The organism is Pararoseomonas baculiformis (genome assembly GCF_017813395.1).
Taxonomy (GTDB): Bacteria; Pseudomonadota; Alphaproteobacteria; order Acetobacterales; family Acetobacteraceae; genus Roseomonas; species Roseomonas baculiformis.
In genome coordinates, this window is sequence record NZ_JAGIZB010000037.1 from 1 (window position 1) to 24,611 (window position 24,611).

Annotated in this window: 26 protein-coding genes and 2 pseudogenes; 13 read left to right on the forward strand and 15 right to left on the reverse strand. The window is 63.5% G+C overall.

Annotation, left to right across the window (positions count from 1 at the left end; all coding sequences use genetic code 11):
• Window positions 1-116: 116 nt before the first annotated feature.
• Window positions 117-986: pseudogene (locus J8J14_RS22130) on the forward strand (IS3 family transposase); the annotation flags it as partial.
• 909 nt (window positions 987-1,895) lie between these two features.
• Here the strand turns inward: J8J14_RS22130 and J8J14_RS22135 are convergent.
• The 13 genes from J8J14_RS22135 to J8J14_RS22195 all read right to left on the reverse strand — a co-directional run bounded on the left by J8J14_RS22135 (window position 1,896) and on the right by J8J14_RS22195 (window position 12,321).
• Window positions 1,896-2,960, reverse strand: coding sequence for an EscU/YscU/HrcU family type III secretion system export apparatus switch protein (locus J8J14_RS22135; RefSeq protein ID WP_209381723.1), 1,065 nt, complete (start codon window positions 2,958-2,960; stop codon window positions 1,896-1,898).
• A 3-nt stretch (window positions 2,961-2,963) separates the two neighbouring features.
• Window positions 2,964-3,704: a flagellar biosynthetic protein FliR gene (locus tag J8J14_RS22140; RefSeq protein WP_245216078.1), complete on the reverse strand. Its 741-nt coding sequence runs from the start codon at window positions 3,702-3,704 to the stop codon at window positions 2,964-2,966.
• 32 nt (window positions 3,705-3,736) lie between these two features.
• Window positions 3,737-4,015, reverse strand: coding sequence for a flagellar biosynthetic protein FliQ (locus J8J14_RS22145; RefSeq protein ID WP_209381725.1), 279 nt, complete (start codon window positions 4,013-4,015; stop codon window positions 3,737-3,739).
• A 57-nt stretch (window positions 4,016-4,072) separates the two neighbouring features.
• The gene (fliE, locus tag J8J14_RS22150) at window positions 4,073-4,390 is read right to left on the reverse strand and encodes a flagellar hook-basal body complex protein FliE (protein WP_209381726.1); all 318 of its coding nucleotides are present in this window, start codon (window positions 4,388-4,390) and stop codon (window positions 4,073-4,075) included.
• On the reverse strand, window positions 4,387-4,815 hold the full coding sequence (gene flgC / locus J8J14_RS22155; protein WP_456307531.1) for a flagellar basal body rod protein FlgC: 429 nt from the start codon (window positions 4,813-4,815) through the stop codon (window positions 4,387-4,389). The genes fliE and flgC overlap by 4 nt, the downstream gene beginning before the upstream one ends.
• Entirely contained in the window at window positions 4,815-5,198 is a 384-nt protein-coding gene (locus tag J8J14_RS22160) for a flagellar basal body rod protein FlgB (RefSeq protein ID WP_209381727.1), read from the reverse strand. Before J8J14_RS22160 ends, flgC begins: the two co-directional genes overlap by 1 nt.
• A 63-nt stretch (window positions 5,199-5,261) precedes the next feature.
• The gene (locus tag J8J14_RS22165) at window positions 5,262-6,731 is read right to left on the reverse strand and encodes a hypothetical protein (RefSeq protein ID WP_209381728.1); all 1,470 of its coding nucleotides are present in this window, start codon (window positions 6,729-6,731) and stop codon (window positions 5,262-5,264) included.
• 1,687 nt (window positions 6,732-8,418) lie between these two features.
• Entirely contained in the window at window positions 8,419-8,952 is a 534-nt protein-coding gene (locus J8J14_RS22170; protein ID WP_209381729.1) for a hypothetical protein, read from the reverse strand.
• Window positions 8,945-9,331, reverse strand: a complete 387-nt coding sequence (locus tag J8J14_RS22175; protein ID WP_209381730.1) for a chemotaxis response regulator CheY — start codon at window positions 9,329-9,331, stop codon at window positions 8,945-8,947. Before J8J14_RS22175 ends, J8J14_RS22170 begins: the two co-directional genes overlap by 8 nt.
• Before the next feature lie 35 nt (window positions 9,332-9,366).
• Window positions 9,367-9,726 (reverse strand): MotE family protein, encoded by a 360-nt coding sequence (locus tag J8J14_RS22180; RefSeq protein ID WP_209381731.1) that lies wholly within the window; start codon window positions 9,724-9,726, stop codon window positions 9,367-9,369.
• 338 nt (window positions 9,727-10,064) lie between these two features.
• Window positions 10,065-10,538 carry a DUF6468 domain-containing protein gene (locus tag J8J14_RS22185; RefSeq protein WP_209381732.1) on the reverse strand — a complete coding sequence of 158 codons (474 nt, stop codon included), beginning with the start codon at window positions 10,536-10,538 and terminating at the stop codon, window positions 10,065-10,067.
• Entirely contained in the window at window positions 10,535-11,815 is a 1,281-nt protein-coding gene (fliM, locus tag J8J14_RS22190; RefSeq protein WP_209381733.1) for a flagellar motor switch protein FliM, read from the reverse strand. Before fliM ends, J8J14_RS22185 begins: the two co-directional genes overlap by 4 nt.
• Entirely contained in the window at window positions 11,812-12,321 is a 510-nt protein-coding gene (locus J8J14_RS22195; protein WP_209381734.1) for a flagellar basal body-associated FliL family protein, read from the reverse strand. Before J8J14_RS22195 ends, fliM begins: the two co-directional genes overlap by 4 nt.
• A 269-nt stretch (window positions 12,322-12,590) precedes the next feature.
• Here J8J14_RS22195 and flgF point away from each other — a divergent pair, with 269 nt between their 5' ends.
• Both flgF and flgG read left to right on the forward strand, forming a co-directional pair.
• Complete coding sequence (gene flgF, locus J8J14_RS22200) at window positions 12,591-13,328, forward strand: flagellar basal-body rod protein FlgF (protein ID WP_209381735.1); 738 nt, start codon at window positions 12,591-12,593, stop codon at window positions 13,326-13,328.
• A gap of 60 nt (window positions 13,329-13,388) precedes the next feature.
• Entirely contained in the window at window positions 13,389-14,174 is a 786-nt protein-coding gene (flgG, locus tag J8J14_RS22205; protein WP_209381736.1) for a flagellar basal-body rod protein FlgG, read from the forward strand.
• A 162-nt stretch (window positions 14,175-14,336) separates the two neighbouring features.
• On the opposite strand, the gene J8J14_RS25215 is transcribed toward flgG, so the two are convergent.
• Window positions 14,337-14,564: a hypothetical protein gene (locus J8J14_RS25215; RefSeq protein WP_245216079.1), complete on the reverse strand. Its 228-nt coding sequence runs from the start codon at window positions 14,562-14,564 to the stop codon at window positions 14,337-14,339.
• Between the two features lie 114 nt (window positions 14,565-14,678).
• On the opposite strand from J8J14_RS25215, the gene flgA reads away from it, so the two are divergent.
• The 10 genes from flgA to J8J14_RS22255 all read left to right on the forward strand — a co-directional run bounded on the left by flgA (window position 14,679) and on the right by J8J14_RS22255 (window position 23,451).
• The gene (gene flgA, locus J8J14_RS25800; protein ID WP_408896527.1) at window positions 14,679-15,173 is read left to right on the forward strand and encodes a flagellar basal body P-ring formation chaperone FlgA; all 495 of its coding nucleotides are present in this window, start codon (window positions 14,679-14,681) and stop codon (window positions 15,171-15,173) included.
• A 31-nt stretch (window positions 15,174-15,204) separates the two neighbouring features.
• A complete protein-coding gene (gene flgH, locus J8J14_RS22215; RefSeq protein WP_209381738.1) occupies window positions 15,205-15,948 on the forward strand; it encodes a flagellar basal body L-ring protein FlgH in 744 nt (247 codons plus the stop codon).
• A 48-nt stretch (window positions 15,949-15,996) separates the two neighbouring features.
• Window positions 15,997-17,091: a flagellar basal body P-ring protein FlgI gene (locus tag J8J14_RS22220; RefSeq protein WP_245216080.1), complete on the forward strand. Its 1,095-nt coding sequence runs from the start codon at window positions 15,997-15,999 to the stop codon at window positions 17,089-17,091.
• A 163-nt stretch (window positions 17,092-17,254) separates the two neighbouring features.
• Window positions 17,255-17,491, forward strand: a complete 237-nt coding sequence (locus J8J14_RS22225) for a rod-binding protein (protein ID WP_209381740.1) — start codon at window positions 17,255-17,257, stop codon at window positions 17,489-17,491.
• On the forward strand, window positions 17,488-17,874 hold the full coding sequence (locus J8J14_RS22230) for a hypothetical protein (RefSeq protein ID WP_209381741.1): 387 nt from the start codon (window positions 17,488-17,490) through the stop codon (window positions 17,872-17,874). Before J8J14_RS22225 ends, J8J14_RS22230 begins: the two co-directional genes overlap by 4 nt.
• Window positions 17,875-17,988: 114 nt before the next feature.
• A complete protein-coding gene (locus J8J14_RS25805; protein ID WP_408896529.1) occupies window positions 17,989-18,270 on the forward strand; it encodes a flagellar biosynthetic protein FliO in 282 nt (93 codons plus the stop codon).
• Window positions 18,270-19,010: a flagellar type III secretion system pore protein FliP gene (gene fliP, locus J8J14_RS22240; RefSeq protein WP_209381743.1), complete on the forward strand. Its 741-nt coding sequence runs from the start codon at window positions 18,270-18,272 to the stop codon at window positions 19,008-19,010. Before J8J14_RS25805 ends, fliP begins: the two co-directional genes overlap by 1 nt.
• A gap of 711 nt (window positions 19,011-19,721) precedes the next feature.
• On the forward strand, window positions 19,722-20,894 hold the full coding sequence (locus J8J14_RS22245; protein ID WP_209381744.1) for an EAL domain-containing protein: 1,173 nt from the start codon (window positions 19,722-19,724) through the stop codon (window positions 20,892-20,894).
• 375 nt (window positions 20,895-21,269) lie between these two features.
• Window positions 21,270-22,730, forward strand: coding sequence for a diguanylate cyclase (locus J8J14_RS22250; protein ID WP_209381745.1), 1,461 nt, complete (start codon window positions 21,270-21,272; stop codon window positions 22,728-22,730).
• 370 nt (window positions 22,731-23,100) lie between these two features.
• Window positions 23,101-23,451 carry a hypothetical protein gene (locus J8J14_RS22255; RefSeq protein ID WP_209381746.1) on the forward strand — a complete coding sequence of 117 codons (351 nt, stop codon included), beginning with the start codon at window positions 23,101-23,103 and terminating at the stop codon, window positions 23,449-23,451.
• A gap of 832 nt (window positions 23,452-24,283) precedes the next feature.
• Here J8J14_RS22255 and J8J14_RS22260 read toward each other — a convergent pair.
• Window positions 24,284-24,611 (reverse strand): annotated as a pseudogene (locus J8J14_RS22260) (methyl-accepting chemotaxis protein); the annotation flags it as partial.

Below are 24,611 nucleotides of genomic sequence, written 5' to 3' on the forward strand. Positions count from 1 at the left end.
ACACCCGCTCACGTCCGGGTTGCGCCCGTGCCAGCAGCCTGGCCATCCCGCGCCTCCAGAGCTCGTCAACCGACCACCCTGCTAACGCACAACGCCAGCCAGCTTTGCCGGCCTAGAAAAAAATCTCCCGGCCCGCGGTCATGAAGGAGGTGGTCGCCTACGTGACGGCGAGCCACGGCCTCAGCGAATGGCGGGCCTGTGCCCTGACACGCCAGCACCGCTCGACGCAGCGCAAGCCGAGCAGGCGGGATCCGCGGCTTGCGATCCGGCAGAGGATGCACGAGATCGCCCGTGTCAGGATCCGCTATGGCTACGGGCGTCTGCACGTGATGCTACGGCGCGACGGCTGGTCGGTGGGCAAGAACCTGGTCTGGCGCCTGTATCGCGAGGAAGGGCTGGCGCGGCGGAGGGTGCAGCCGAAGCGCCGCAAGATGGTCGTGCAGCGGGAGGCCCGCTGTGTTCCGAAGCGGCCGAACGAGGCCTGGAGCCTGGACTTCATCCAGGACCAGCTGAGCAACGGGCAGACGTTCCGTGCGCTGACCGTGGTCGACGTGTTCAGCCGCGAGGGTCTGGCCATCGAGGTGGGGCAGCGGCTCCGGGGCGAGCACGTGGTCGAGGTGCTGAACCGCCTCGTCGGCGAGCGTGGAGCACCGAAATACCTGTTCGCGGACAATGGCGCGGAGTTCACCGGCCGCCTCGTCGATCTCTGGGCCTACCACCACGGCACGCGGATCGACTTCTCGCGCCCGGGCAAGCCAACGGACAACGCCTTCATTGAGACCTTCAACGGCTCGCTGCGGGATGAGTGCCTGAACCTGCACTGGTTCGAGACGCTGACCGAAGCCCGGCGGGAGATCGAGGCCTGGCGTCGCGACTACAATGAGAGCCGTCCTCACATGGCCCTTGGCCAGAGGACGCCGCAGGAACACCGTTCTCTGGCAAGCCCTTCAGGGGTGTCGGAGGGATCCGTAGCCGTCGAAGGCTAACACTGGATCTGGACCACTAAACCCAAGCGCCTCACGGTTCCGCCGATCTAACCTTACCGGCGGACCGCTTCTATTGAAAAAATCGGACATTATTCAGACTTCAGAGTCGTCTGCAGTCATCATCCGCAACAAATCTATTACGTAGCGCTTCTTCGCGACTGGCAGCCTTTGGAATAAACGAACTAGCTCTGATTGCTCTGAGTTGGACTCGTGGTCCCTGATATCTGCCTTGCCGTCCGAAGCACCGCTGGAAACCGCCGAATTCTCTATCGTCATAATACTGCGACACCGGAATGTTCTCCGCCATGCTCGTCAAAGCGGATCCCAACAAGCCTAAACGGCCAACTTCGCTTGTAAGCGTTTTCGTGCCTTGTGCAAGTCTCAACTGGTCGAATTGGAACTGCTGCCCGACTGATCCTCTGATCGTGCGAAACTGCCATTCGCCGGACTGATCGATTTCACGCCTCGCAATTCGTTTATTTGGACAAGACCGTTCGGATTCGTCTCAAAAGAGATCTGCGCCTGACATGATTTCGGATCCCGGCAACAGCAATCGGTCACGCCCACCCAAATGTGCAAGCCCCCGTCCGACACGAAATCGAAATAAACACTAGCTCATGCAGTATGCGGAGGCCTGTGTACTTCGCTGGCGCAACTGAGATTGCTCTCACAACCTCTACTGCTGAGCGCCCTGCCTTCTGCAGCACCCCGTCTGCGCCAGCCTCCAGCGGACCTCCAGCGCTGAGAAGCTGATCTACGGGCGGTTTCACGTCTCAAACTGCATTGCCAAAACAACGAACGCCCTCTGGGACGACGCCCTTGCCACTCGGCGCACAACTTACCTCAACACGTGAAGCGCCCTCGGTCGCCTTTCAAAAGCGCATACATCTGCTGTGTGACCTTACCACCCTAGACGTGGGCGTTCCGGCGCGCGTGCATGCGCCAGACTAGAGCAATTAGCTCGGCAGCCGCCTGAAAATGTTCAGAAGGGATCTGTGCATCATCATCAAGCTTGTACAGCGCGCGAGCTAACGGCGGGTTCGAGATGAGCGGCACTCCGTGCTTGTCGGCGGCCCGGCGAATTCGCGCCGCCATCTCGTCTACGCCGCGCGCAACCACGCGTGGAGCAGCATCTACACCTCGCTCATAGGCCAGTGCCACCGCGTAATGGGTAGGATTCGTAACGATTACCGTAGCCTTCGACACAGCATCCAACATGCGTCGGCGACTTCGGCTCCGCATCTTGGCCCGGCGCACGGCGCGTAGATGCGGGTCGCCCTCGCTTTCCTTCGACTCGTCCTTCACCTCTTTCAGGCTCATGCGTAGCCGGCGAGCGAAGCGCAAGCGCACCCACAGGAAGTCCGCGGCGGCCAAAACCGCAAGCGCAGAAAGGGCGGCAATTACAAGCCGGCCGAGGAGGTCGGCCAGCACACCTACGGCTATATCGGGCGGCTCGGCCAGCACGTTGCCGAGAACCGGTACGAGGTCATAGGTGGCCCACCAAAGCGCAACCCCGATAGCCCCAAGTTTCAGGAGCGCGCGTGCGAACTCCTGCAGGCCGTGGGGGCCGAACATCCGTTTGACGCCGGAGAAAGGGCTCAACTTCGAGGGCTTCGGTGCCAACGCCTTGCTGGAGACGAGCAGGCGTGTCTGGAAGAGAGTCGCCGCAGCGCCGCCCAGCGCCGCGGCACCCGCCACGCCCAAGGTGACGGGTAGCGCCGTCATTAGCAACGCGCTGAACGCGGCCTCTGCGTTTGTGGAATGGCTCTGGGAGAATAGCGCGCGGGTTTCGTGCAGAAGGTCGCGGCCGAGCTGCGGTCCGAGGACGCCAAGTGCGACGGCGGCGCTAGCGAAGCTGGCAAGCTGAACAACCTCCCTACCGAGCGGCACGTCTCCACGTTCGCGCGCCTGATCTAAACGGCGTTGTGAAGCTTCGTGCTGCCGATCCTCTACATCGCCCTGCTCCTCCGACACGGATCAGCCCTGTCCCGGCAGCAACGCGAATCCTTCGCGCGCCGCTTCTGTCCAATGACTCAGGATCGCCGGTAAGAGTAGCGCTAGCAGCAGCAGCCCCACGAGGGTCTGCGCAGGCGCGGCGAGGACAAAAACCTGAACCTGCGGGGCTGCCCGAGAGAGCAACCCACTGCCCACTTGCAACAGCACCGCCAGCAGTACCAGCGGGGCCGCAAGACGCATGGCGAGCGCAAAACTCCCGGCAGTGGTCGTAACCACTGCCTCGACTACCATCCCGGTCGGTAGATCAGAGCCGGGCGGAAGTAAGACATAACTATCGGCTAGCGCCCGCAGCGGTAGGGCGTAAAGGCCGGTGCTCAGGGTCAGCGTGGCGGCAGCGAGGCCCAACAAGCGGCCCGTGGCCAGAGCTTGAGGTCCCTGAACCGCGTCCTGGGTCAGGACACTGGCGAGGCCAATCAGGAAGCCGATCGCCTGGCCTGCGGTCACGAGCGCGAAGCTTAGAAGTCGGGCGAGCCAGCCGAGCCAAAGCCCAATAGCCACCTCCGTCGAGACAAGGAGAGCAAGGGCAGCAGCAGTCGGCGGCACGTCGGGGAGATGCGGTGCCAGCGGGGGCAGCAGTACAGCCACAACAGCGAGTGAGAACCCAAGGCGCACATGGGCAGGTACGTCCGCCTCCCCTAATCCTGGCAGAACCATGCCGCACGCGCCGAGCCTCGCCATCAGGAGCGCGGCCTGAAAGGCCAAAACTGGAACTCGGTCCAGCCAAACCGCGTCTATCAACGAAGGCCACCAACGCTAACTACCTGCTCGAATAGCCCCTCCGTAAAGCTCCGCATCAAACCCAGAGCCATTGAGCCGCCGAACATCAGGGCTAGTCCGAGCACCGCCATTTTCGGCACAAAGGCGAGCGATGCCTCTTGGATCTGCGTAAGTGCCTGCACTACAGCGACGGCGAGGCCGACAATAAGCAACAGCAACAGCGGTGGACCGCCCAGCATCAGGCAGGTCCATAGCGCCTGCTGGCCGGCCAACGCCAGAGTTTCACTCTCCGTCATAGCTCGCCGCCTCCTGCGGCTTCTGTCCAGGGCGTTTTGCCGCTGGGCCGGATCCTCTCAGATCGGCATACGCATGATTTCTTGGTAGGCCGATACAACGCGGTCTCGCAGCGCCACCGTCGTTTGAAGTGCCACTTCAGCGCGCGACACTGCCAGCACCACATCGGTTACACCGGCCTGTCCCGTCATTGCCTGCACACTTGTCGTGTCAGCTGCGCGGGTGGCGTCGACCGCACCTTGCATCGCGCGCTCCAGCATCGCACCGAAGCCGTCAGTCGGATGACCAGAGGAGGCGGTGCTGCCTCCAGGCTTTCCCTGCGCTGTGGTGCGGTAGGCATTCAGCGCTGCGTGAGCGCCGCTTACGATGGCTGTCATGCGCGCAGGGAGTCGATCGCCCGCTGCAGCATACTGCGCGTGGTTTCCAGCACCGACAGGTTCGCGCTGTAGCTGCGCTGTGCCTCTCTCATGTCCATCACCTCGATTAGGCTGTCGACGTTGGGCGTGCGCACATATCCTCGCTCGTTAGCGGCCGGATGGCTCGGCTCATACCGCTCCGGAAACTCGCCTGGGGCAGTGGAAACGCGTCCTGGCCTAACCGTTTCAATTTGAGTAGCGCGATCTAAGTGGCGCTCAAATGTGACCGTCTTGCGCCGGTATGGTTCGGCGCCCGGCGCTGTTCCCGTAGCGTCCTGATTCGCCAAATTTTCCGCCACCACGCGAAGGCGTGAGGACTGTGCAGTCATTCCTGCGGCGGATATCGTCAATGCCCGATCCAGATCCATTCTGATCGATACCCTCATCAGCGCCCAAGCGCGGTACGGAACATGCCAATCCAGCTGCGATGAAGGTTGAGCGCCAGCGCATGCGCCTGATCGGTCTCAGCCACCCTCATAGCCTGTACGTCCAACGCCACTCCGTTGCCATCAGGACTACGCTCGGCGCCAGGGCGCTCCCGCACCACGACTTCACCCCCGGCATTCGCCAAGTGCTTCGGATCGGTTCGCACGATCCGCGTCCCGGCGCCGGCCCGCTGAAGGTGCTGTGCAAACGGCGCCAAGTCGCTCGGCTGGAAGCCAGGCGTGTTGGCATTAGCGATATTCTTCGCCAGCACCTGCTGTCGCTGCTCTAGCCATTGCAGTCGCTGCCCGGCCAGTGCCAGCGGATCGGGTCGGTTCACGCTCATGTCTCGAGCTTCTAACCAGTTTCTGACCGGAATATTAACGGCCGGCCGATGTGACACCCAGGATCAGCGGACTGCCCGGATCTGTTCTGACACCTTCTGACCCATGGCAATCTCGCTCCGCAGCCGGCCCAGATCTGGTACGCCGGGACGCGGCGCCTCGGCTACCAAGGTGGCGAAGGCCTCGGCAAAGGGACCGGCCGCCATTCGCGGGCCGTAGGCGGCGCGCAACTCAGCCACCCGCGCCTCATTCCCCGAAAGCGTATTGAAAGCAGCCAGTCGCAGAAGCAACTGGCGCTGCGCCTCGTCAAGTGGCGCGGGCGCCCGAGGCAGCACCGTTTCGGCATGGAGTGCCAGTGCCTGGGCCGCCCCGGCCCACTCCTGCCGCTTAGCCAGCAGGTCCGCCAGAGGCGCAGCGCCGGCGGCACCCATGCGGCGCAGCACGGCTTCAGCTCCCGGACCGTCTCCCGCGAGAATCATGGCCCGCGCCTGCGTAAGGTCTCGCTGCGCGAGAGGCACTGTGCTGGCGGGAGCATCAGTGCGGAGTACGTCCAGTGCAGCACTCCCTTGACCGCTGGCCACCAGCATCTCCGCTTGGCGCAGGCGCAGGGCGGCGGGTGCCGCGCTCACGCTTGCTGCGCGCTGCAATAGAGCGGCGCCCTGCGAGTGAAGATCTAGATCAGCTAAGCGGTTTGCCACCCGAAGGGCTGCGGCATCCAGCGTTGGCCCGGCAGGAAGGCTTTCGATAGCAGCGGCGAGGCGCTGCGCCGCCTGCAACGGCGGAAGGTCAGGATTTGTCGCGCGCTCCAGATCAGCTGCCCGACGCAACGGAATGATCTCTGGCTCTGCATCGGGGAACAAGCTTTGGGTCTCTTCCAGCAGCTCCAGGGCCAACTCGGGTTGACGGGCCTGCTGGTAGAGGGACGCAGCACGCAAACGGCGGTTCAGCTCGCGTGCGTCACCGCGCCAAGCCGGGATTCCCGCCGCGAGGGCTGCAGCTGTGGTGGCTGCATCAGCGGCGCCGCTCGTCAGCTGGAGTTCCGCCGCCCGCCCAAGTGCCCGAGCGCGCATGTCGCTGTCCCGGCTCTGCGCCAAGGCTTTGTAGGTCGTGAGCGCGCCATCGTTGTCGCCACGTGCCTCGGCCAGCCGCGCTCGGGCGTAAGCGGTTCCCGCCCAAGCGGCCTCCTCTGTAGAGGCGCCGTCCAGCAGCGCCGCAGCGGCGTCCAACGCACCGTTCCCGGCCAGTGCGCGTGCCGCCAGGGGCATCAGCTTCTGCCGCACCGTCACCGGATAGTCGCGCAGCAGCGGCACGCCGGCCGCAAGCTCAGAAATGATCTCAGCGCTCTCCGGGCGTAGCTCGGTGTCATCCAACGATGCGAGAGCGCGCCATAGGCGCGTCTCTTCGGTCGGCGGTAGTCGCGGATCCATCAGCGCTGGCTTTGCCTCGTCCCGCCGGCCAGCCAAAAATGCAGAGGCTCCGGCCAGCATCAGCGCCCGAGCGTTACCAGCAAGACGTGGATCTTCCGCAACTGCCATCAGTGCTACGCCTTGCGCCTCTGGGCCAAGCCCAAGAGCGAGCAGGTCGTGTGCGAGGGTTAGCCGTAATTCGCCTCGGGCCTGCGGCTCTGCCTCTGTCAGCTTACCGAAGGTGAGACGTCGGCGCTGATCTAACTCCTGGAGCGGCCTGTTCGGCAACTCCATCAGGCGTTCAGTGGAGGAGGAAATTGGGGGAAGCGTAATGGCCAATGGACCGCTTCGGGCAAGAGGCACCGCAAATCCTTCCCGCGCCGGACGCAGAGTCACGGCATCAGAGCGGATGGCGAGCGCCACGCCGACCTCAGTCGGTAGGAGGTCGAAGGGCTCAAATCGACGGAGCACCGAGTTGGCGACGCCAGGACCCGACACCAGCCCGACAAGCAGCAGCCCGTCTCCGGCCGGGTCAGGGACCGCTATGACGCGCCCTGCACCCTCGGCAGGCAGCAACATGCGCGGTCGCCCGTCCCCCGGGCCTACTTGCCCCACTTCATGCAAGGGGGTCACGCTAGGAAGCGGCGCGGCGGGGCCTGAGCCCGCCGGCCATAGAGCCCAGGCATCGCCGACGGCGCGGAGCTTCGGCAGGCCGCGCGCAGGAGATCGCTGCCGCAGAACGGTGCTGCCTGGGACCTCCATCACCTCAATTGGCCCGAGGCTGGCCGACAGGCGGCCTAGGGTCTCGGCATTCAATCCCTGTGGCTGGTCGAAGGCAAGAAGCAGTGAATCGCCACGCACCAGTGCCGCAGCATGGACACTAGTGGCAATAGGTAACACGAGCGCTTGGGCTTGGGCTTGGGCTTGGGCTTGGGCTTGGGCCTGAGACTGCGTTGGGTGCTCCGGCGACGCAGTGGCGAGAGAGTGCGGCGGAACTCCGCGCGCAGCCCCTGGAGAAGGATCAGGAGATCTAGCCGACATCCGCGGTGCTACCGCCTCGGCGGGGACCGAGGCGGCCGGAGTACCCCGTTGGATCCGCTCTGCTTCCTCGCCTCGAACCGTCGTAACTTCTTTTGCGGCAGCTGACGAAGCTGTCGCATCGGGGCCTGAGGCGGCAGCCGGAGGTGGAACTGCCGATGGAAGGGAGTTCGGCATCGCAGCCATTTGCGTCGTCGCGCGTGGCGAGGTGCTAGGCGGAACCGAATTTGCTTCGGCGGGCTTGTCCGTCTCACGCAACGCTGCAAGTGCTGCCAGCACCGCCTCCTCGCCCTGAGCTAGAATGGGTAACGCCAACGTACCCGTAGGCTTGGTGGCTAGGCTCTGGGCAGCGTGCGCGGCCTCCCTGGTGCCTCGCGGGGCCGCAGAGCCCTGTGGCCCTGCGATCTCAACCACAACCCGCGTTCCTTGGAGGAAGTGGCGTGCGCGCGCGCCCTCCCTGAGGTGCAATCGCAGGCCACTCGGAACCTGCTCCACCCTAAGGACATTCGGCGGTGGGTTCGCGATTACCGCATCGAGCGCCAGCCGGCCCAGGGCGCCGAAGCGCAGATCCACGACCGCATTTTCCTGCGTGAAGCTGTAGCCAGGCGCATCTGGCCAACTGAACACTAGCCTACCCATACCGCCCTGTCCCCCCGTCCGCACAGCCACACGCGGCGGCTCTTCGGCCCGCAGTGGAGCAGAAGCGAGATGTCCACCTACCCCGAGTAGCAGGGGCAGGAGCAGGAGCGAGCGCGGCGGGAGCATGAACAGGTTCAGCCTAGTCGAAAAGTGCGTCGATGGCGGACTGGCTGATAGCGTTGCCCGGGAGCTGTGGGCCGTTCAGCAGCACCGTGGACATGGCGGGCTCGACCTGGTGGGAAGAGGTCGGATCCGGCACAAAGCAGGCGCGCGCCTTGCTGATCCGCGCCTCAATTAGCTGCAGCGCTGTGACTACCTTGGCGATACGCTGACCAGTGATGTCCTGAAAGGCGCAGGCCTCGTAGATGCGCGTGGTCGCCGTCATCAGCGTTTCTGCCTTGTCCGGGGGCACTCCCTGAAGAGCTTCCAGCTGTTCGCAAGCGTCCAAGATGTCGTGAGTCGCCTGTGCGGTGTGGCTCACGATCTCCGCCAGCTCGTCCGTTGCCGAGGGGATAACGCTCTGATCCAGGCCCTCTGCCCGCAGCGCCACCACTTCAGCCCGTGCGGTCGAGATGATGCGCCCGAGACTGTCTAGCTCCTGGAGCAGAGAGGCAGCTGTTGCCGTTAGGTCGCCGCGCAGATGCGCAATGGAGATGTCGGAGTTCTCAGGCATGTGCCATCACCTTCTCAATCTTCTCGCGGAGCGTCTCGGCATTGAACGGCTTTACAATGTAGTTCGACACTCCGGCCTGCTTCGCAGCAACCACATTCTCGGTCTTGCTCTCGGCTGTCACCATAATGAAGGGCAGGTGCTTCAAGCGCGCATCAGCGCGCACCTCCTTCAGCAGGTCGAGACCAGTCATCGGGGCCATGTTCCAGTCGCTGATCACCAGACCGAAACTGCCGCTTCGCAGCTTCGCGAGCGCCTCATGACCATCCGCGGCCTCGTCGGCGTCGTGAAAGTCGATTTGCTTCAGCAGATTGCGGATGATGCGGGTCATCGTCTTGTAATCGTCTACGACGAGGACCTTGATGCTGCGGTCGAGAGTCATGGGTTGGGACCTTCTAATTTGTGATTCTTGTCTGCTCAGAGTGCCGACCGGTTTGCTCGCATGCGCGCAAGCTCTTCCGTCAGCGCCCGGACACGCTCCGGCTCCATCGCACCGAACACTGTGGCCGCCTTCTGCTCACGCATGCGGTTCACGATCTGCGCGAGCATCGATAGCTCGAGTTCGTTGAAGACTGCTGCCGCCTCGCGTGGGCGCATGGCTTCGTAGAGGCGGGCAAGGCTGTTCCAATGCGCCTCATCGCGAGCCTTGGCGGCGCGCTCATTCGCGTCAATGCGACGTTGAAGATCGGCCAGCGAATCAATCCTTGCCTGTAGTCGCTTCTCAGTCGCCGCGAGGACGGCTTCACGCGCTGCGATGGATTGCTCACGTTCATCCAACTGCTGGCGACGACCGCGCAGGGCTGCAGCAAGGGTTTCGTCCGCCTCGCCCGCGGTGCCCGGGGTAGCCGCTCCACCCTCGGCGGCCGGTGTAGGTGATGCGGCGCCCGGGGCAGCTTGCGACCTGGACTGAGGCCGGGACGGCGGCGGGTCCATCGTGCCGGAGCTCTGCGCCGATCGCACCGGCACCAGTTCCCGGCTGCCAGCTGGCACCTCGGGACGCGTCTGGTGAATGGCAGCCTGAGCCGTACCCGGCCATTGTCCAACCAGTGACACGCCTTTCAGGGTGAGGAGAACGCTACATCCTCCGATAAGGCACCGGAGCGCGAACACAGCATTCATTGTGGACGCTTTCGTATCAGTGCCTGGAGCAGGTCCTCCTCCGCGCGCGCGCGCGTGGCGGCGCCGATCTCCGGGGACGGCCTGGAGGAGGCAGGCGGCGCCGTCACTCTGGCGTTGACGGTCCCAGCTTGTGCCGGAGGCGAGCCACGGGCAGCGCGTATTACACTGTCGAGCCGCTCCGCAAGCCCTTCAGCCCGATCGGTAAGGAAGCGCAGGTCTTCATGCAGCGTTTGGGCGGACGCGGTTTTCTCGGCGATGCTTCTCCCAACGCTGTCGGCAGCAGCACGCAGCCGCAGGATCGCTCCATCGGCCTCGCGTGTGGCTTCGGCGAAGGCCTTCATACTATTGGCCATCGCCTCACGATCCTGGCGTAGTGCGCTAAGGGCGCGCTCGAGCCGGAGCGCCATGGGAAGCGCGAGGAGAAGGGCAAGCACCAACGCCGCCTGGATTGCCCACTCAAGCAGGCTCATCCGACGGTCTCCACCGCCGGCATTTCCTGCTCGCTGTCATGCCGGGAGATGCTGCGCTCGATGCGCACTGCCAAGCGTCCCTTGCTCCCCCCCACCTTGCCCTCAAACAGGGCGGTGTCCCCACAGCGGAGCCGAACAGGAGCGCCGGGGCCTACCCCGAGTGTGATGCGGTCCCCTACTCGCAGCCGCACCACATCAGCAAGGTTCATCGTTTGCTCGTCCAGAACGACATCGAGGGCTACCTCGGTCTGCCGCAGCTCCTCGGCCAAGTGCGTCTCCCAAATGGAGTCACGGCCGAATTTCTCGCCCATGAACTGCTGCAGCAGCAGCTCGCGCACGGGTTCGAGAGTAGCGTAAGGGAGCAGGAGCTGTATCTGACCGCCACGGCTCTCCATATCGATGCGCATACGCGTAAGCACGGTTGCGTTGCTGGCGCGGCTGATTGCCGCAAAACGCGGATTGACCTCCAGCCGGTCAAAGCGGAAGTGCACTTCTGCCAGGGGACTGAAAGCTTCGGTTAGGTCCTGCAGGACGACGCCGCAGAGGCGCTCGATCAAGCCACGCTCAATGGTGGTGTACGGACGCCCCTCCACGCGCATGGGGGAGGTGCCGCGTCGGCCGCCGAGAAGCACGTCAACGACCGAGTAGATCAGGGCGGAATCGACCACCACCAGACCGTAGTTATCCCACTCTTCGGCTTTGAACACGACCAGCATGGCCGGTAGCGGGATAGAGTTGAGATAGTCGCCAAACCGAAGACTGTTGATGCTCTCGATAGATACTTCAACGTTGTCCTGCGTGAAATTTCGCAAGCTAGTGGACATGATGCGGACAAGCCGGTCGAAGACGATCTCGAGCATCGGCAGGCGCTCGTAAGAGACGAGTCCCCGCGCGATCACCTTTTCGATGCCGGAGGAAGTGTCATCCTCCGCGCCATTGCCCCCGTCGAATCCTAGCAGGCTGTCGATCTCTGCCTGGCTCAGTACCCGGGTCGACTCGGGGGGCGCCGCAATCACTGGAGCTACGGCATCGGCCAGGGCATCACCCCAGCCATCCGCCTCAGCTAAGTCGCTGAGCTGGCGTGCTTCCCCGGTTTCGCTGCCGGCAGCCTCCGTCAGCGCGGCACCCCAACCTTCTGGGTCCTCCGCAGCAGCGATCGGACCTGACGTAACTGATCCATCCGCCGCGCCGCCAGCTGCCGCTTCGGCCAGGGCGTCAGCCCAGCCCTCCTCCGCGGTCGCCGTGGAACTGGAGCGAGCGTCCGACGCGTCAGTCATTGCATCACGAGCTCGACAAAAAGCACGTCAGAGATTTTGGCTGGAGCTATCGCCAGGTTGGACCGTGTTACGATCTCCTCGCGAAGGCGCTGCGTACCGGCGCTACCCCGAATCTCCTCCGGCCGAGTCTCACGGAGGTAACTGCCGAATAGGTCCAGCAGGCGCGGCATGGCTGCTTGCACGATTTTGGCTTGGGACTCATCGGCAACCTCAACGCGCGCCCGCAATTTGACGAAGGTCTGGCGACGGCCCGGGGTGTTCAAATTTGCAACGATATCGGGTACTTCCACGAAGACCGGAGGCTTTGCAGGCACCCTCGCTGAGGCTCCCGCAGCGTCATGGCCAGCAGACCCACTATCGAAGCCTGGCAGTAGCCCGAGATACCAAGCCCCACCCGCTCCACCGCCGAGCAGAAGCACGAGCGCCCCGGCGATAAGCGGCAGCTTACCACGGCTCCTTTTTCCCGCCTCGGGCTGGGCTGCTTTGCCCCGCGCGCCGCCGCTCATGGCGCCCACTCCATCCTGGAATGGAATGGGTCTAAGCGTCAGCTGTTAACCGATTCTTTACGATGAGCCCCCTGACTTCCCCTTATAGCGAGGCGCCGGTTTGGCAATAATCGACCCCCGGGAGCTCACTCGCTCGCTCAACTTTCCGTCAACATTTGCCTCCTAGACAGTCGTAGATCAGGAGGTGTCCCGGACAGGCGCCTCCACTCCAGCTTCACCCTCGTGCAGTCGTTGCATCGAGGACCGCAGCGGTCAGGAGCAGCCTCACGATGGACTCGCCGGGCTATGTCGTGCTCTCGCGGCTCGTCGCGCAGCGTCGGGCAACCGACGTCCTGGCTGCAAACATGGCTAATGCGGACACGCCTGCCTTCAAGGCGAGCCAGGCCATTTTCACTACCCATCTCGCCGGCCAGGACGGCATGGGTATCCTAGGCGGCTCTCCCCTCGCCTACAGCCAGGATCGCGCCACTTGGCGCGACTTCTCGCCCGGCGCGCTGCAGAGCACCGGCAATCCGCTGGACATTGCTCTCACCAACGAAGGTTTCTTTGTTGTGGAGACCCCGAATGGGGAGCGCTACACCCGCGCCGGGCGCTTCGCGCTCTCGCCCGAGAATGGCGTCGTCGATTCCGACGGGAATCCGGTGATGACGGACGCTGGTCCACTGGTCCTGCCGCCCAATAGCGCCCGGATTGAGATCGCCGGCGACGGTACTGTCAGCACCGAAAACGGCCCAGCCGGACGTTTGCGGGTCGTCAACTTCGAACGCCCACAGGAACTGCAAGCAGAAGGCTCACGCCTGTACGCCGCGCCACAAGGCGCCGTTCCGCAGCCTGTGGATCGCCCGTCGGTAATGCAGGGTTCGGTCGAAGGAAGCAACGTGAAACCAGTTCTGGAGATGGTGCGGCTGACGGCAGAACTGCGCGAGTTCCAATTCGCCGCACAGTTCATTGAGAAGGAAGGCGAGCGGCTCCAGTCGGCAGTCGATCGAATTCTGAAGCGCCGGTGACATACTTCGCCGCCCTTTCCTGGCCCCCTTCGCAACGACCGCACCCGGAGATCAAGGAACATGCGTAGCCTTCACGTCGCCGGAACCGGCATGTTGGCCCAACAGACGAATGTTGAGGTCACCTCCAATAACATCGCTAATATGAGCACCACGGGTTACAAGCGCCGCCGGGCGGAGTTTCAGGACCTCATCTACCAGAACCTGCGCCGCGGTGGCTCTCAGAGTTCCGAGCAGGGGACAATCCTACCTTCGGGGGCTCAGGTCGGCCTCGGCGTCAAAACTGGGGCGATTTATCGTATCTCTGAGCAGGGCAACCTGTCCCAGACCGAGAATCGATTCGACCTAGCCATCCGCGGGAACGGCTACTTCCCTGTCCAGCTTCCCTCAGGTGAGACAGCATATACCCGCGCAGGAACCTTCGCCCTCTCACCCGAAGGTATGATCGTCACCGCAGATGGCTTCCAGGTGGGTGGCGGAATCACGGTGCCGGCGGCGGCACGCGACGTCACGATCAATGCAGCTGGCGAGGTAATGGCCAAGATCGACGGACAGGTGGCGCCCCAGAATGTCGGGCAGATTCAGCTTGCCGTTTTTGCCAACGAGGGCGGTTTGGAAGCGGTCGGTGACAACATGCTTCTGGCCACCCCAGCCTCGGGCGCGGCGCAGCTGGGCGCGCCTGGCGGACCCGGCTTCGGGCAAGTGTTGCAGGGCTTTGTCGAGACATCGAACGTTAACGTAGTCCAAGAGATCACAAACCTCATCACAGCGCAGCGCGCCTATGAAATGAACAGCAAAGTCATCACGGCAAGTGACGAAATGCTTTCTACTCTAGCTAAGCTGAGATAGTCGTTGCCCCGACCCTGCCACTTCCTTTTGGCGTTTCTCTTGGCGGCGGCCCCGGCGGCTGCGCAGGAGTTTGTCACACCTCGGCCGCACGCGGTCATCGAGGGTGGGCTGGTGACGCTTGGTGACCTATTCGACAACGCCGGGCCGCGCGCGATCCAGCCACTAGGTCCAGCCCCGGCGCCTGGGCGCCGCTTTGTCGTGGAGGCGGCTCAGCTCGCCATTATCGCGCGCGATAACCAGCTCGCTTGGGCACCACTTGCCGGCGACGAACGGGTGATCGTCGAGCGCCCGGGTCGGCCCCTGGCGAGAGAAGAGCTGGACGATGCTTTGCGTGGCGAGCTGATCGCGCTTGGTGCCGACGCGGGGCTCGACATAGACCTCTTTGGCCACCAGCCCCTTATTGTTCCATCTACCGGCCCCTCCCCCCGCCTGGCTTTCGAAGCACTCGAATATGACCCGGCCACCCGCCGCTTCTCGGGTGTGCTTCTCGTGCTGGCTGACGGCATGGCCACGATCCGTCAGCGGATCTCTGGCCGGGTTATCGCCATGCGAGAGGTCGTAGTCGCAGCACGCTCTATCCGCACCGGTGAGGTGCTATCTGCACGGGATCTGCGGGTCCAGCGCCTGCCCGCTGAGCGGGTGCGGCCAGGGATGGCGGAGAGAATCGAGCGCGCAGCTGGGCATCGTATACATCGCGCGGTGCAGATCGGCCAGCCACTCGCCCTCGCGGATCTAAGCGTTCCGCCAGTCCTGTTGAGGGACTCGCTCGTGCAGCTGCAATACGAGGTTCCGGGCCTGACAATCACCGCACAAGGACGCGCAATCGACGAGGGCGCTGTCGGCGCTACCGTTTCAGTAATGAACTTGGCGACCGGGGGTACCGTGCTGGCCGAGGTACTCGGCTCCGATCGGGTGCGCCCCCTAAGACCGCTTCTCCAACGACTCGAAAACACGCCCTCTGGGCGTAGCGCGAGCCCGAGAGGCGGTTCTCAGCCCTAACGCTCTATCACGAACCGGAAAAACACTGGTCATGCGCCTCGCCCACCTTCTGATGCTCCTACCCGTCCTTGGTTTGCCCGCCTGCGATAACGTCAGGCGGATATCTGAGATTGGGCGTGCCCCGGAAATGGCACCCATTGCTGACCCAACGCAGAGCCCCGGCTACAGCCCGGTCTCCATGCCGATGCCTGCCGCACAAGAGGGGCGTGATAACTTCGCTAACAGCCTTTGGCGCCCAGGCAGCCGCACGTTTCTGCGCGACCAGCGGGCCGCCGCTGTCGGCGATATCATCACGGTCCTCGTCTCCATCAAGGACGAGGCGGATCTTTCAAACAGCACCGACCGCAGCAGAGACAACTCAGAGAACTTGGGCATCCCGCGAATCCTCGGCCTTGACGCCTCCTATGCTCGCTTCCTGCCGAACGGAATCGATCCGACTAAGCTAATTGAGGCCAGCTCAGCCAACTCCTCCAAAGGAACGGGCCGGATCCAGCGGAACGAGGAGGTAAAGATGCGAGTCGCAGCAACCGTGACTCAGGTTCTGCCAAACGGGAATCTCGTGGTCGCGGGCCGACAGCAAGTCCGGGTCAACCACGAGATGCGGGACCTGAACATTGCGGGCATCATACGGCCGCAAGACATCGCGAGCGATAACACAGTGCAGCACGACAGACTGGCTGAGGCTCGGATCGCCTACGGTGGGCGCGGAACCGTCAGCGATGTGCAGCAGCCGCGCTACGGCCAGCAATTCCTCGACGCTATCCTACCGTTCTGACGCATGGTCCGCCGTTCCTCAATTTTTCTGATGGCACTTCTCGCACCAATGCTTCTCGCGCTGGTCGAGCCCGCCGAAGCGCAGCGTGCCGCTGCATCGACAACCGGGGTCCGCGTAAAGGACATTGCCGACATCGAAGGGGTAAGGGACAATCAGCTCGTCGGCTATGGGTTGGTAGTGGGGCTGAACGGTACTGGAGACCGACTACGAAGCGCCATCTTCACACGCCAGTCTCTGATCGGGATGCTCGAGCGACTGGGCGTCAACACAAGAGATCAGGAGCGTCAGCTCGATACCCGCAACGTTGCCGCCGTGATGGTAACGGCTAATCTACCAGCCTTTGTGCGGACTGGCAGCCGCATCGACATCGCCGTGGCGGCGCTTGGCGACGCTACGAACCTCACTGGCGGCACACTCGTGGTAACCCCACTTCTTGGTGCGGATGGAGAAGTGTACGCGGTAGCCCAGGGAGCGCTCGCGACCGGCGCCATTGCGGCTCGGGGTGCAGCGAGCTCCGTTACACGCGGCGTGCCGACATCCGGCAAGATCGCCAACGGCGCGATTGTCGAGCGTGAGGTGCCTTTCGTCTTCGGTAACCGCAGCCAGATCCGTCTCTCCTTGCGCAATCCGGATCTGACGACCGCTCGGCGGATAGCCGCGGCGATCAACCAGCTCACCTCCGGCCAAACAGCATCCGCAACTGATCCACGTACGGTCGTCGTATCTCTCGCTGGGCGAGAGCCAGTCGGTTTCGCAAGCGAAATTGAGCAGCTCCGCATTGAGCCTGATCACGTAGCTCGGGTCGTCGTGGAGGAAGCCTCCGGAACTATCGTCATGGGCGCAAATGTGCGGATCAGTACAGTCGCCATTGCTCAGGGCAACTTGGTAATCCGTGTCACCGAAACGCCGCAGGTAAGCCAGCCCGGCCCGCTCTCAAACGGACAAACGGCGGTGGTCCCTCGCACCGGTATCAGCATCGACGACCAGGCCGAACGCCGGATGGCCGTGCTCAGCGGCGGTGTCTCACTAGATGAACTGGTTCGCGGCCTCAACAGCTTGGGAGTTGGGCCGCGTGACATGATCGCCATTCTGCAGACAATTAAGGCCGCCGGGGCTCTCCAGGCGGAACTTGAGATCCGGTGATCTGGCCCCCTTTTCTTCAATTTCCTTCAGGGAGACTGAAAACTTGACTATAGCGGCTACCGCGCTGGTGCTGCAGCCTGTGCCAGTTGAGCGTCCCTTAGTTGCACCGAGTGAAGGTTCGCCCAGAGCTCAACGGAGGCTTGCCGAAGACTTTGAGGCGCAGATGCTCGGGGCCCTCCTGCAGCCCATGTTCGCCGCTATCCCGAATGACGGTGCCTTCAGCGGCGGGTCCGCCGAGGCGCAGTGGCGGCCGATGCTGGTTGAGCAGTACGGCCGCGCCATGGCGCGCGCCGGAGGCGTAGGGATCAGCCAGGCCGTGCTGGCGGAGATGCAGCGCCTTCAAGCCCAGGGTACTCAGGCCGCCCACGCCGCCACTCCGGTGCCGGACGTGACCCCGTGAGCGGCCTAGATGACCTGGAGCACTGCGTCGTTGCTCTGACCGAGGTGATGGCGGCCGAGACTAGGGCCTTGAAGGCACACGACGTGGCTGCGGCAGTCGCACTTGCGCAAGACAAGCGCGCCGCTGTGGATGCCTTTCTGGCAGCGCGGGTAGGCCTCTCCGGCGAGGAACTTCGCCCAATAGCAGCACAGCTCGCTGTTGCCGTGGACCGGCTGCGCGAGGGCGTGCGCGACAATCGCCTGCTCCTGGAGCAAGCTATGGCGGTTCAGGGTCGGGTGATCGAGACGCTCGCGCGGGCCGCTACTCGATCTACGCAATCCGCCGTCAGCTATGGAAGGAGCGTCGGCGCCTCCTCTCCGCTCGCCATCTCCGTTCGTGCTTGACCCTTTTGGTTAACACGGCAGCAACGGCTCTTCGGTGGAAAGCTCATCTCGGAATATCTGTGCAAAAGGCACGGAGGCAGATCAGGCAGGAGGCCAGTGCCCATGAGCACCGGAATGGGAACCACGGCCATCGTCACGCTGGCTGCCGTGCTGGCACTCATAGTGCTCGCCGGTCAGGTGATCCGGAGGCTAGGCCTCTCGCCGGGACTTCGGCATCGCATGCGGTCCGGACGGGGCCGCCGTTTAGAAATCCTTGAGTCCCTGCCGCTTGACGCCCGTCGCCGATTACTGCTCGTCCGCTGTGATGGGGGAGACCTGCTTCTACTATTGGGTGGTCCGCAAGATCTCGTTGTCAGCGGTGCAGCCACCGGTGCTGCCGCGAAGGGCGCCGTCTGATGCTCTGGATTGTCCGCCTGGCACCCGTTGCGCTGTTCTTACTTGTCCCTGCGATGGCTTCGTCGCAGAGCGTCAGCATCGACATGGGGGCCGCAGGCGAGGCCGGCACGACGACGCGGCTCGTGCAGCTCACGGCCCTGATTGGTCTCCTTTCGCTTGCACCATCGCTATTGGTCATGGCAACCGCTTTCGCGCGCATCGTTATCGTCTTATCTTTGCTGCGCAGCGCCATCGGCGCCGCGGGAACCCCGCCGAACGCGGTACTAATCGGGCTAGCGCTGTTCCTGTCTTTTTTCGTAATGCAGCCCGTCCTGGAGCAGGCATGGACGCAGGGACTGCAGCCGATGGCTGCAGGGCAGATCGGGGACCTCGAGGGGCTGCGTGCCGCCGCCGAGCCGTTTCGTGGCTTCATGCTAGCCAACACGCGGCCTGTCGATGTTACACTCTTCCTCGAGCTGGCGCAGCTCCCGGCGGTCGAGGACGCGGCCGAGACGCCTTGGCGCGTCCTCGTACCTGCTTTCATGGTAGGCGAACTGCGCCGGGCCTTTGAGATCGGATTCCTTATTTACCTGCCTTTCTTGGTGATAGATCTGGTCATCGCCAGCGTGCTCATGGGCTTGGGTATGATGATGCTTCCTCCGCCAACGGTATCGCTGCCGTTCAAGCTTATGTTCTTCGTAATGGTGGATGGCTGGCGCCTTGTCTCGGGCAGCCTCGTGCAGGGCTTCATGGGTAACTAACTAGACACAATCCCGGGCGAGAACTGACGACCCGGTATGTCTCTGATGCGGGCGCAGGTTGGGCGCTGGGTAACATTGTCGGCGGGACGCCAGCTTGGCGCGCCCGGGAGGAAGTTAGGGATGGCTTCGACGCACAAGGACTCCGCTGCCGCGGTCTCCGCCGTAGTTCCGGACCGCTATCGAACCTTCTCGTTGGCTGCGGCTGACCTGCTTGTGGAGACAGACGCCGAGGGGCGGCTGTCCTTCGTCGCTGGCTCTTTCGCCGCTAGGTTCGGTCGGGATGTACGTAGCCTTCTCCGCGGCCCGGCGATGTTTCTTATCGAGCCGCAGGACCACGCCGTGTTCGAGCGGGCACTGGCGCAACTCCGGTCAGGAGAGCGGCTGCGGCCTGTGTTGGTCCACCTGTGCGGCGGTGACGGAGCCGGCTACAGTATGACCGGAATTCCCTACTCGGATGTCGCGGACCTATCGCGCCCGGAGAACTTGACGCCCGTCCGCCGCTTCGCCTTTGCGTTCGCACCGTTGCCGGCGTTAGAAAGGTCCGGGCAACCAGCTCAGGCGGGAGTGCTCCACCGGAAAGAGGGAGCCCTCCTCCGGGCAGTCGAGGCACAACTACTAGCCCTCGCGTCAGGCGAGAAGGTGAGTGATCTTCCAACTGTATCGCTTCTAGAGCTAGTGGGGCCGGACGGTCGGATCACGCCGAGAGCCTCCTTGCTCAAGGACATCACGGATGTGTTGACAACCTACGGCGGGCCCGGCTCCGCGGCAGCCGAGCTTGCGCCCGGGCGCTTCGGCATGGTCCATGCTGACCTTCAACTTGGTGCGCCCGCGCGTCCTGGTGTTCTCGCGCCCAATCTCGGGACCGTGGTCGAACAACTGCAGTCCGTGCTCTCGCGTGCTGGCCTACCTTCGGCCACCGTATCAGCCAAGGCGCTAACCTTGGAGGAGCCCGCCTGCATCGGCCTGAGTGGCCCTCAGGCAGTACGGGCGCTGCGTCTTGCCCTCAGCACCTTTGCACAGGGCGGGACAGCAGCGTTGGCGCGCACCGGGTTCGAAGGCGGCCTCCACGGGTTCCTTTCAGCAGCCGGACCACGCTCTGCGGCGCTGGCGCGGGCTATCGCGAGCCGACGCTTTCGCTTGGCGTTCCAGCCCATTGTAGAGTTGTCCAAACGCGATCAGCCGCCGTCGCACTACGAGGCACTCCTTCGCCCGCTTCCAACGGAGGGCCTCCCGGAGCTCAATCCACAAGACTTTGTAAACATGGCCGAGATGCTGGGGTTGTCGGTCGAGCTTGACCTCGCGATTGCGGATGCCACCCTGCAGGCCCTCGCGCGGACGGACAGCACAACGCGAGTAGCATGTAACGTCTCAGGCTTGTCCGTCCAAGATCCAGTGTTCCGCACCCGGCTCGTGGACACTCTTGCTGCCTACCCGAGTGATCTGTGGCCTCGGCTTCTGATTGAAGTTACGGAAACTGCCGAAATCGACAATGAAAACGAGGCGATCACCACCTGCGACACGCTACGAGCGCATGGCGTCACCCTTTGCGTTGATGATTTCGGAGCTGGGGCTGCAGGCATTCGGTATTTGCGCATGTTACGCCCGAGCATCGTGAAGTTTGACGGCGGTCTTATGGAGGCGACCAACGGCCCAAGCCGCAATGATGGATGCAGGTTCGCCGCCGCGCTAGTTGAGCTGGCGCAAAGCACGCAAGCTGATGTCATCGCGGAGCGGATTGAGACGGAGACTGACGCCGTAACGGCCAGCTCCTTCGGAGCGCGCTATGGTCAGGGATGGCTCTTCGGCCGCCCCGGCGCACTGCCGGGAATCCTTGGTTCGACCGCGTTCACCCCAACGATCGGACCGGCGAATGTCACGGCCTGAAACTTACTCCGGCCTCTCCGAACCCCTGCCCAGGAGATGGCTCTGTAGCCGGCCCGTCCACAGATCCCCAGAGGGCTCTGGGAACACCTCAGCCTCAGGGCAGGTTTCCGTCACGCCGGATCCGACCCGGGCCCATCTGAACCCTGAAGCAGCCCCGACACAGGACTGGCGAGGCGAGACAAGTCGTATGCTGAGAAACTTGCTCAACCCTGCGCCGGATCTGCGCCGGCATAACTATCGTCGTCGGCCATGAAGGCCTTGAGACGAGCTCAAAATGAAGCCGCCGTAGGGCGCAACTTCGATCAAGTGCGTCGCTGGTCCTCATTCAGATCTGCTCGCGCTGCCGCGCTAAGTGGCCTTGGCTTTGCTACGTGCATGGTGGTGCTCGCCCTCGTCTTGCTGGCTGACGACCGCCGAGCTGCCAAACATGAGCGGATGCGCGCTGTGGAGGAACTGGTCTCCGCGCTCGAGCGGGAAGTGGCACGGCCTGTTGGCCTTATTGATCTTTCCCTGCAGGGCATTGCCGCGACTACTCAGCTCGCACAGCCTGGGCAAGTAGGGATTGCACCTCAGCCCTTGGCGCTATTCAATGAGGGCGCTGCAGTCGGGCTTCTTGATTCCCTTTTGGTGGTAGACGCCGGGGGCAAGGTTGTAGCGAGTTCAGCGCCGCTCCCGGACGACCCGCCGAATCTCACAGATCGCGATTACTTTCAGATGCAGCAGGGGCGTCACGATCTTGGTCCCTATATGAGTCAACCCTTTCGGAGCCGCCCTTGGGACGATGCACGGAAGGTTGCTCTTAGCCGTCGCTTAGCGAGCCCGGACGGAGACTTTCGCGGTGTTGCCATCGCCGAACTCCGCCTCGATCACTTTGAGAGGGTCCTCAGCCAATCCGATTTTGGTCGGCACAGCACGGCCTCGCTGCTGCGGAGGGACAGCGAATTTGCCCTACATTACTTGGCGGGATCTGACGACCCCATGGGAGGTCAAGTCGGGAGCGTCGGTGTCCCCTGGCTCGCGCACTCCAGCCGCTCAGGGCAAATAGTCTCCACATCACTGGCAACAGCGGTGGAGCGCCTCTACACCTATCGCCAGGTTGGGAACCTGCCGCTGGTCGTTGTCGCCGCGACGTCGTTCGAGGATATCGACGCGATCTGGCGGCGCAGGCTCCAGGTGCTTGGCTCGATCGTGTTGGTACTCTGCAGCTTCGCCACGGTACACCAAGTGTTTCTTCGCGGGGCCGTGTTCCGGCGGGGAACCCGCGAAGCCTCGCTGGTTGGTACTACTGAGCAGCAGGACGGCCTGAGTATCGACATCTCACCGGAATCGACCGAGCGGGCGCGCTTCGACGCGCTTCTAGACGAAGCTTGGCAGCACGCAGCCGTCGAGTTGGCGCCCCTCTCTCTCCTGATTGTGAGCATTGACTTCATGCATGCCTTCAACACCCAACATGGCCGTCCGGCGGGTGCGGAGGTAGTTTCTCGCATTGATGCCTGCATAGAACGGGGTATTCTGCCAGGTTCCGACGTTCGCACGCACCTTGGTGGGGGTGAGTTTGGCCTCCTTCTGCCCCGAACGGACTCTGATGGAGCGGCCACCTTGGCAGAGCTGCTGCGCGCCTCAGTGGATGGACTTTGCATCGAACATGCCGCTAGTCCAAAGGCAAGGGTGACGGTCAGCATCGGCTGGTCAAGTTGCGTTCCCGGGCGTGAGCAGGCGCCCGACCTTCTACTTGCTCGGGCCGAGCTCGCCGTGAGTATGGCTAGCCGGGAGGGCCACAATTGTGTCGTGGGCGTCGTGGCCGGCGATGGGGATCCGCTCCAGGCTGCGGCTTGAGGTCGGTGAGCGTCCGGCGAAACGGAGGCTTTCGGCCTCAACTTGTGGCGCCACCTCGACCAGATGTTCGTCAAAGCGGCCGTGTTGCTGGTCAAGCGGTCTGCCATGTGCCGCCGAACCTCGGGATTGCGTTGGGCATCCCGAGGAGGCGGCACATGCAGGGCATATGCCGCGTACCGCCTGCCCTACAGGCGCGGTATAGTAGCCCCTTCTCATCATCTCCCATGAGCCGCGGACTAGGTCTTCGCGTAGGGGTGACGACGGCGCGATCTGGCGCATTATGTTCATAGGCTCGCGCGACTTGGAATAGAGGGCGTAGTCACTGAGACTTGGCATCAGGTGTGCATGTTGGCGTGATAGAAAAATCTCGATGTCCGAGCCCGATACGTCCACAGATCGTTTGCCAGACCTGCTGCGCGAGCCTGTTCAAAAAGCCCGGCGCGCCTACGCCGGCCTCTCCAAGCTCCGCGGTAAGAAGCTCGCACTCTACAATGCGCTTCTGGTGGCTGCGCCAGAGCCCCTGCCCGCGATGACATTGGCGCTAATCTTGTGGCCCGACAGGCGAATGCCCGCCGACCCTCTGCAGAACGTCAGGGTTCACATCGTTCAGCTGAAGGCGTTGCTAGCAAAGGAAGGCGCTCGCGAAACAGTCGTGTGGGTCGAGCGCCAAGGCGCGCCCGGAGCATGGCGGCTACAGGCCGTGGAGGAAAAGAATGCCTGATCGTTGAAAGCCGCCCGCCAAGCCCCGGGGTGGGTCCCTGCCTACCGAGCGAGTATTCAGCATTAAACGGGCGCCAATCTGCCCCAAGACGCCCGCCCTGCTGTCCCGCCGGGGCACCTGGCGGGGTCGTCGGTCAGCGCGTGGGCTGCTTGGCGAATTGTTGAGGGGACATGCCGTCGGAGGAGCGCCGTTGTGGTGCGGTTGTGAAGGGCGAGTGGTGCTGAGCAACGGGGACGGACGCGCGTAGAGGTGCCCAGCTCCACTTTAACTCAAGTCGCCCGCTCAGGGTGCGATGTCCGATAAGTGGTTCTCAGGTCACGCTGCGGCTGCTCCGCATGATATGAAACACCGCTGCGAGACCAGATGTCCGTGTTCGACAGGGTGGCCCCCCTCGAACTGTGCAGGAATGACGACGGTTGCGCCGGGTGGGGCGGCGCTTGCCTCGGCACAGGAGGCGGGCCGTGGGAGAGAGTATCGCCTCTGTCGGGCTGGACGTGCACAAGGCGATGATCTCCGTCTGCGTTGCGAACGCCGGCCGGGATGGCGAGGTCCGGCTCGTGGGTGAGATCCACAACCGGCCGGCGGCGCTCGATCAGCTGGTGACCCGGCTTGGCCAGGGCGGTTCAATAGGCTGGACCAGCGGGGCCGTTACCACCTTGCCCCGAAGCGCTTCCAACGTCACCTTCATCTTAGATCCCGCTGAAAACGTGCCCGCTTCTCCGTCATCCGGGTTCGTCCCTCTCAGGGCGAACCGAGTGTATCGACTTATCCGATATCCAGGGACACCTCAGCTCATGGTAGCGCCTGGCTGTGCAGGCTAGGCGAAGTCACATCAAGCCGCCCGCACGGCCCGCAGGAAGCCGGCCGACTTCTCCCGCAGGATGGCGGTCTGCCCGGCAAGGGTCTCGGTGGCGGAAAGCATGCCACCAGCAGCCTTCCCAGCTTCTTCAGCCGCCCCTCGAACGCTGGCAATGCTGCGACTGACCCGGTCCGTACTGCCGGCCACCTCGGCCGCGCTGCGGGCGATTTCCTGGGTAGTCGCGCCCTGCTCCTCCACGGCAGCGGCGATGGCGGTGGCGATCCCGCTGGTCCGCTCCACCGTCTCCCCGATGCCGCGGATCGCCTCGACCGCGCCGGTCGTGGCGGCCTGCATCTGCTGG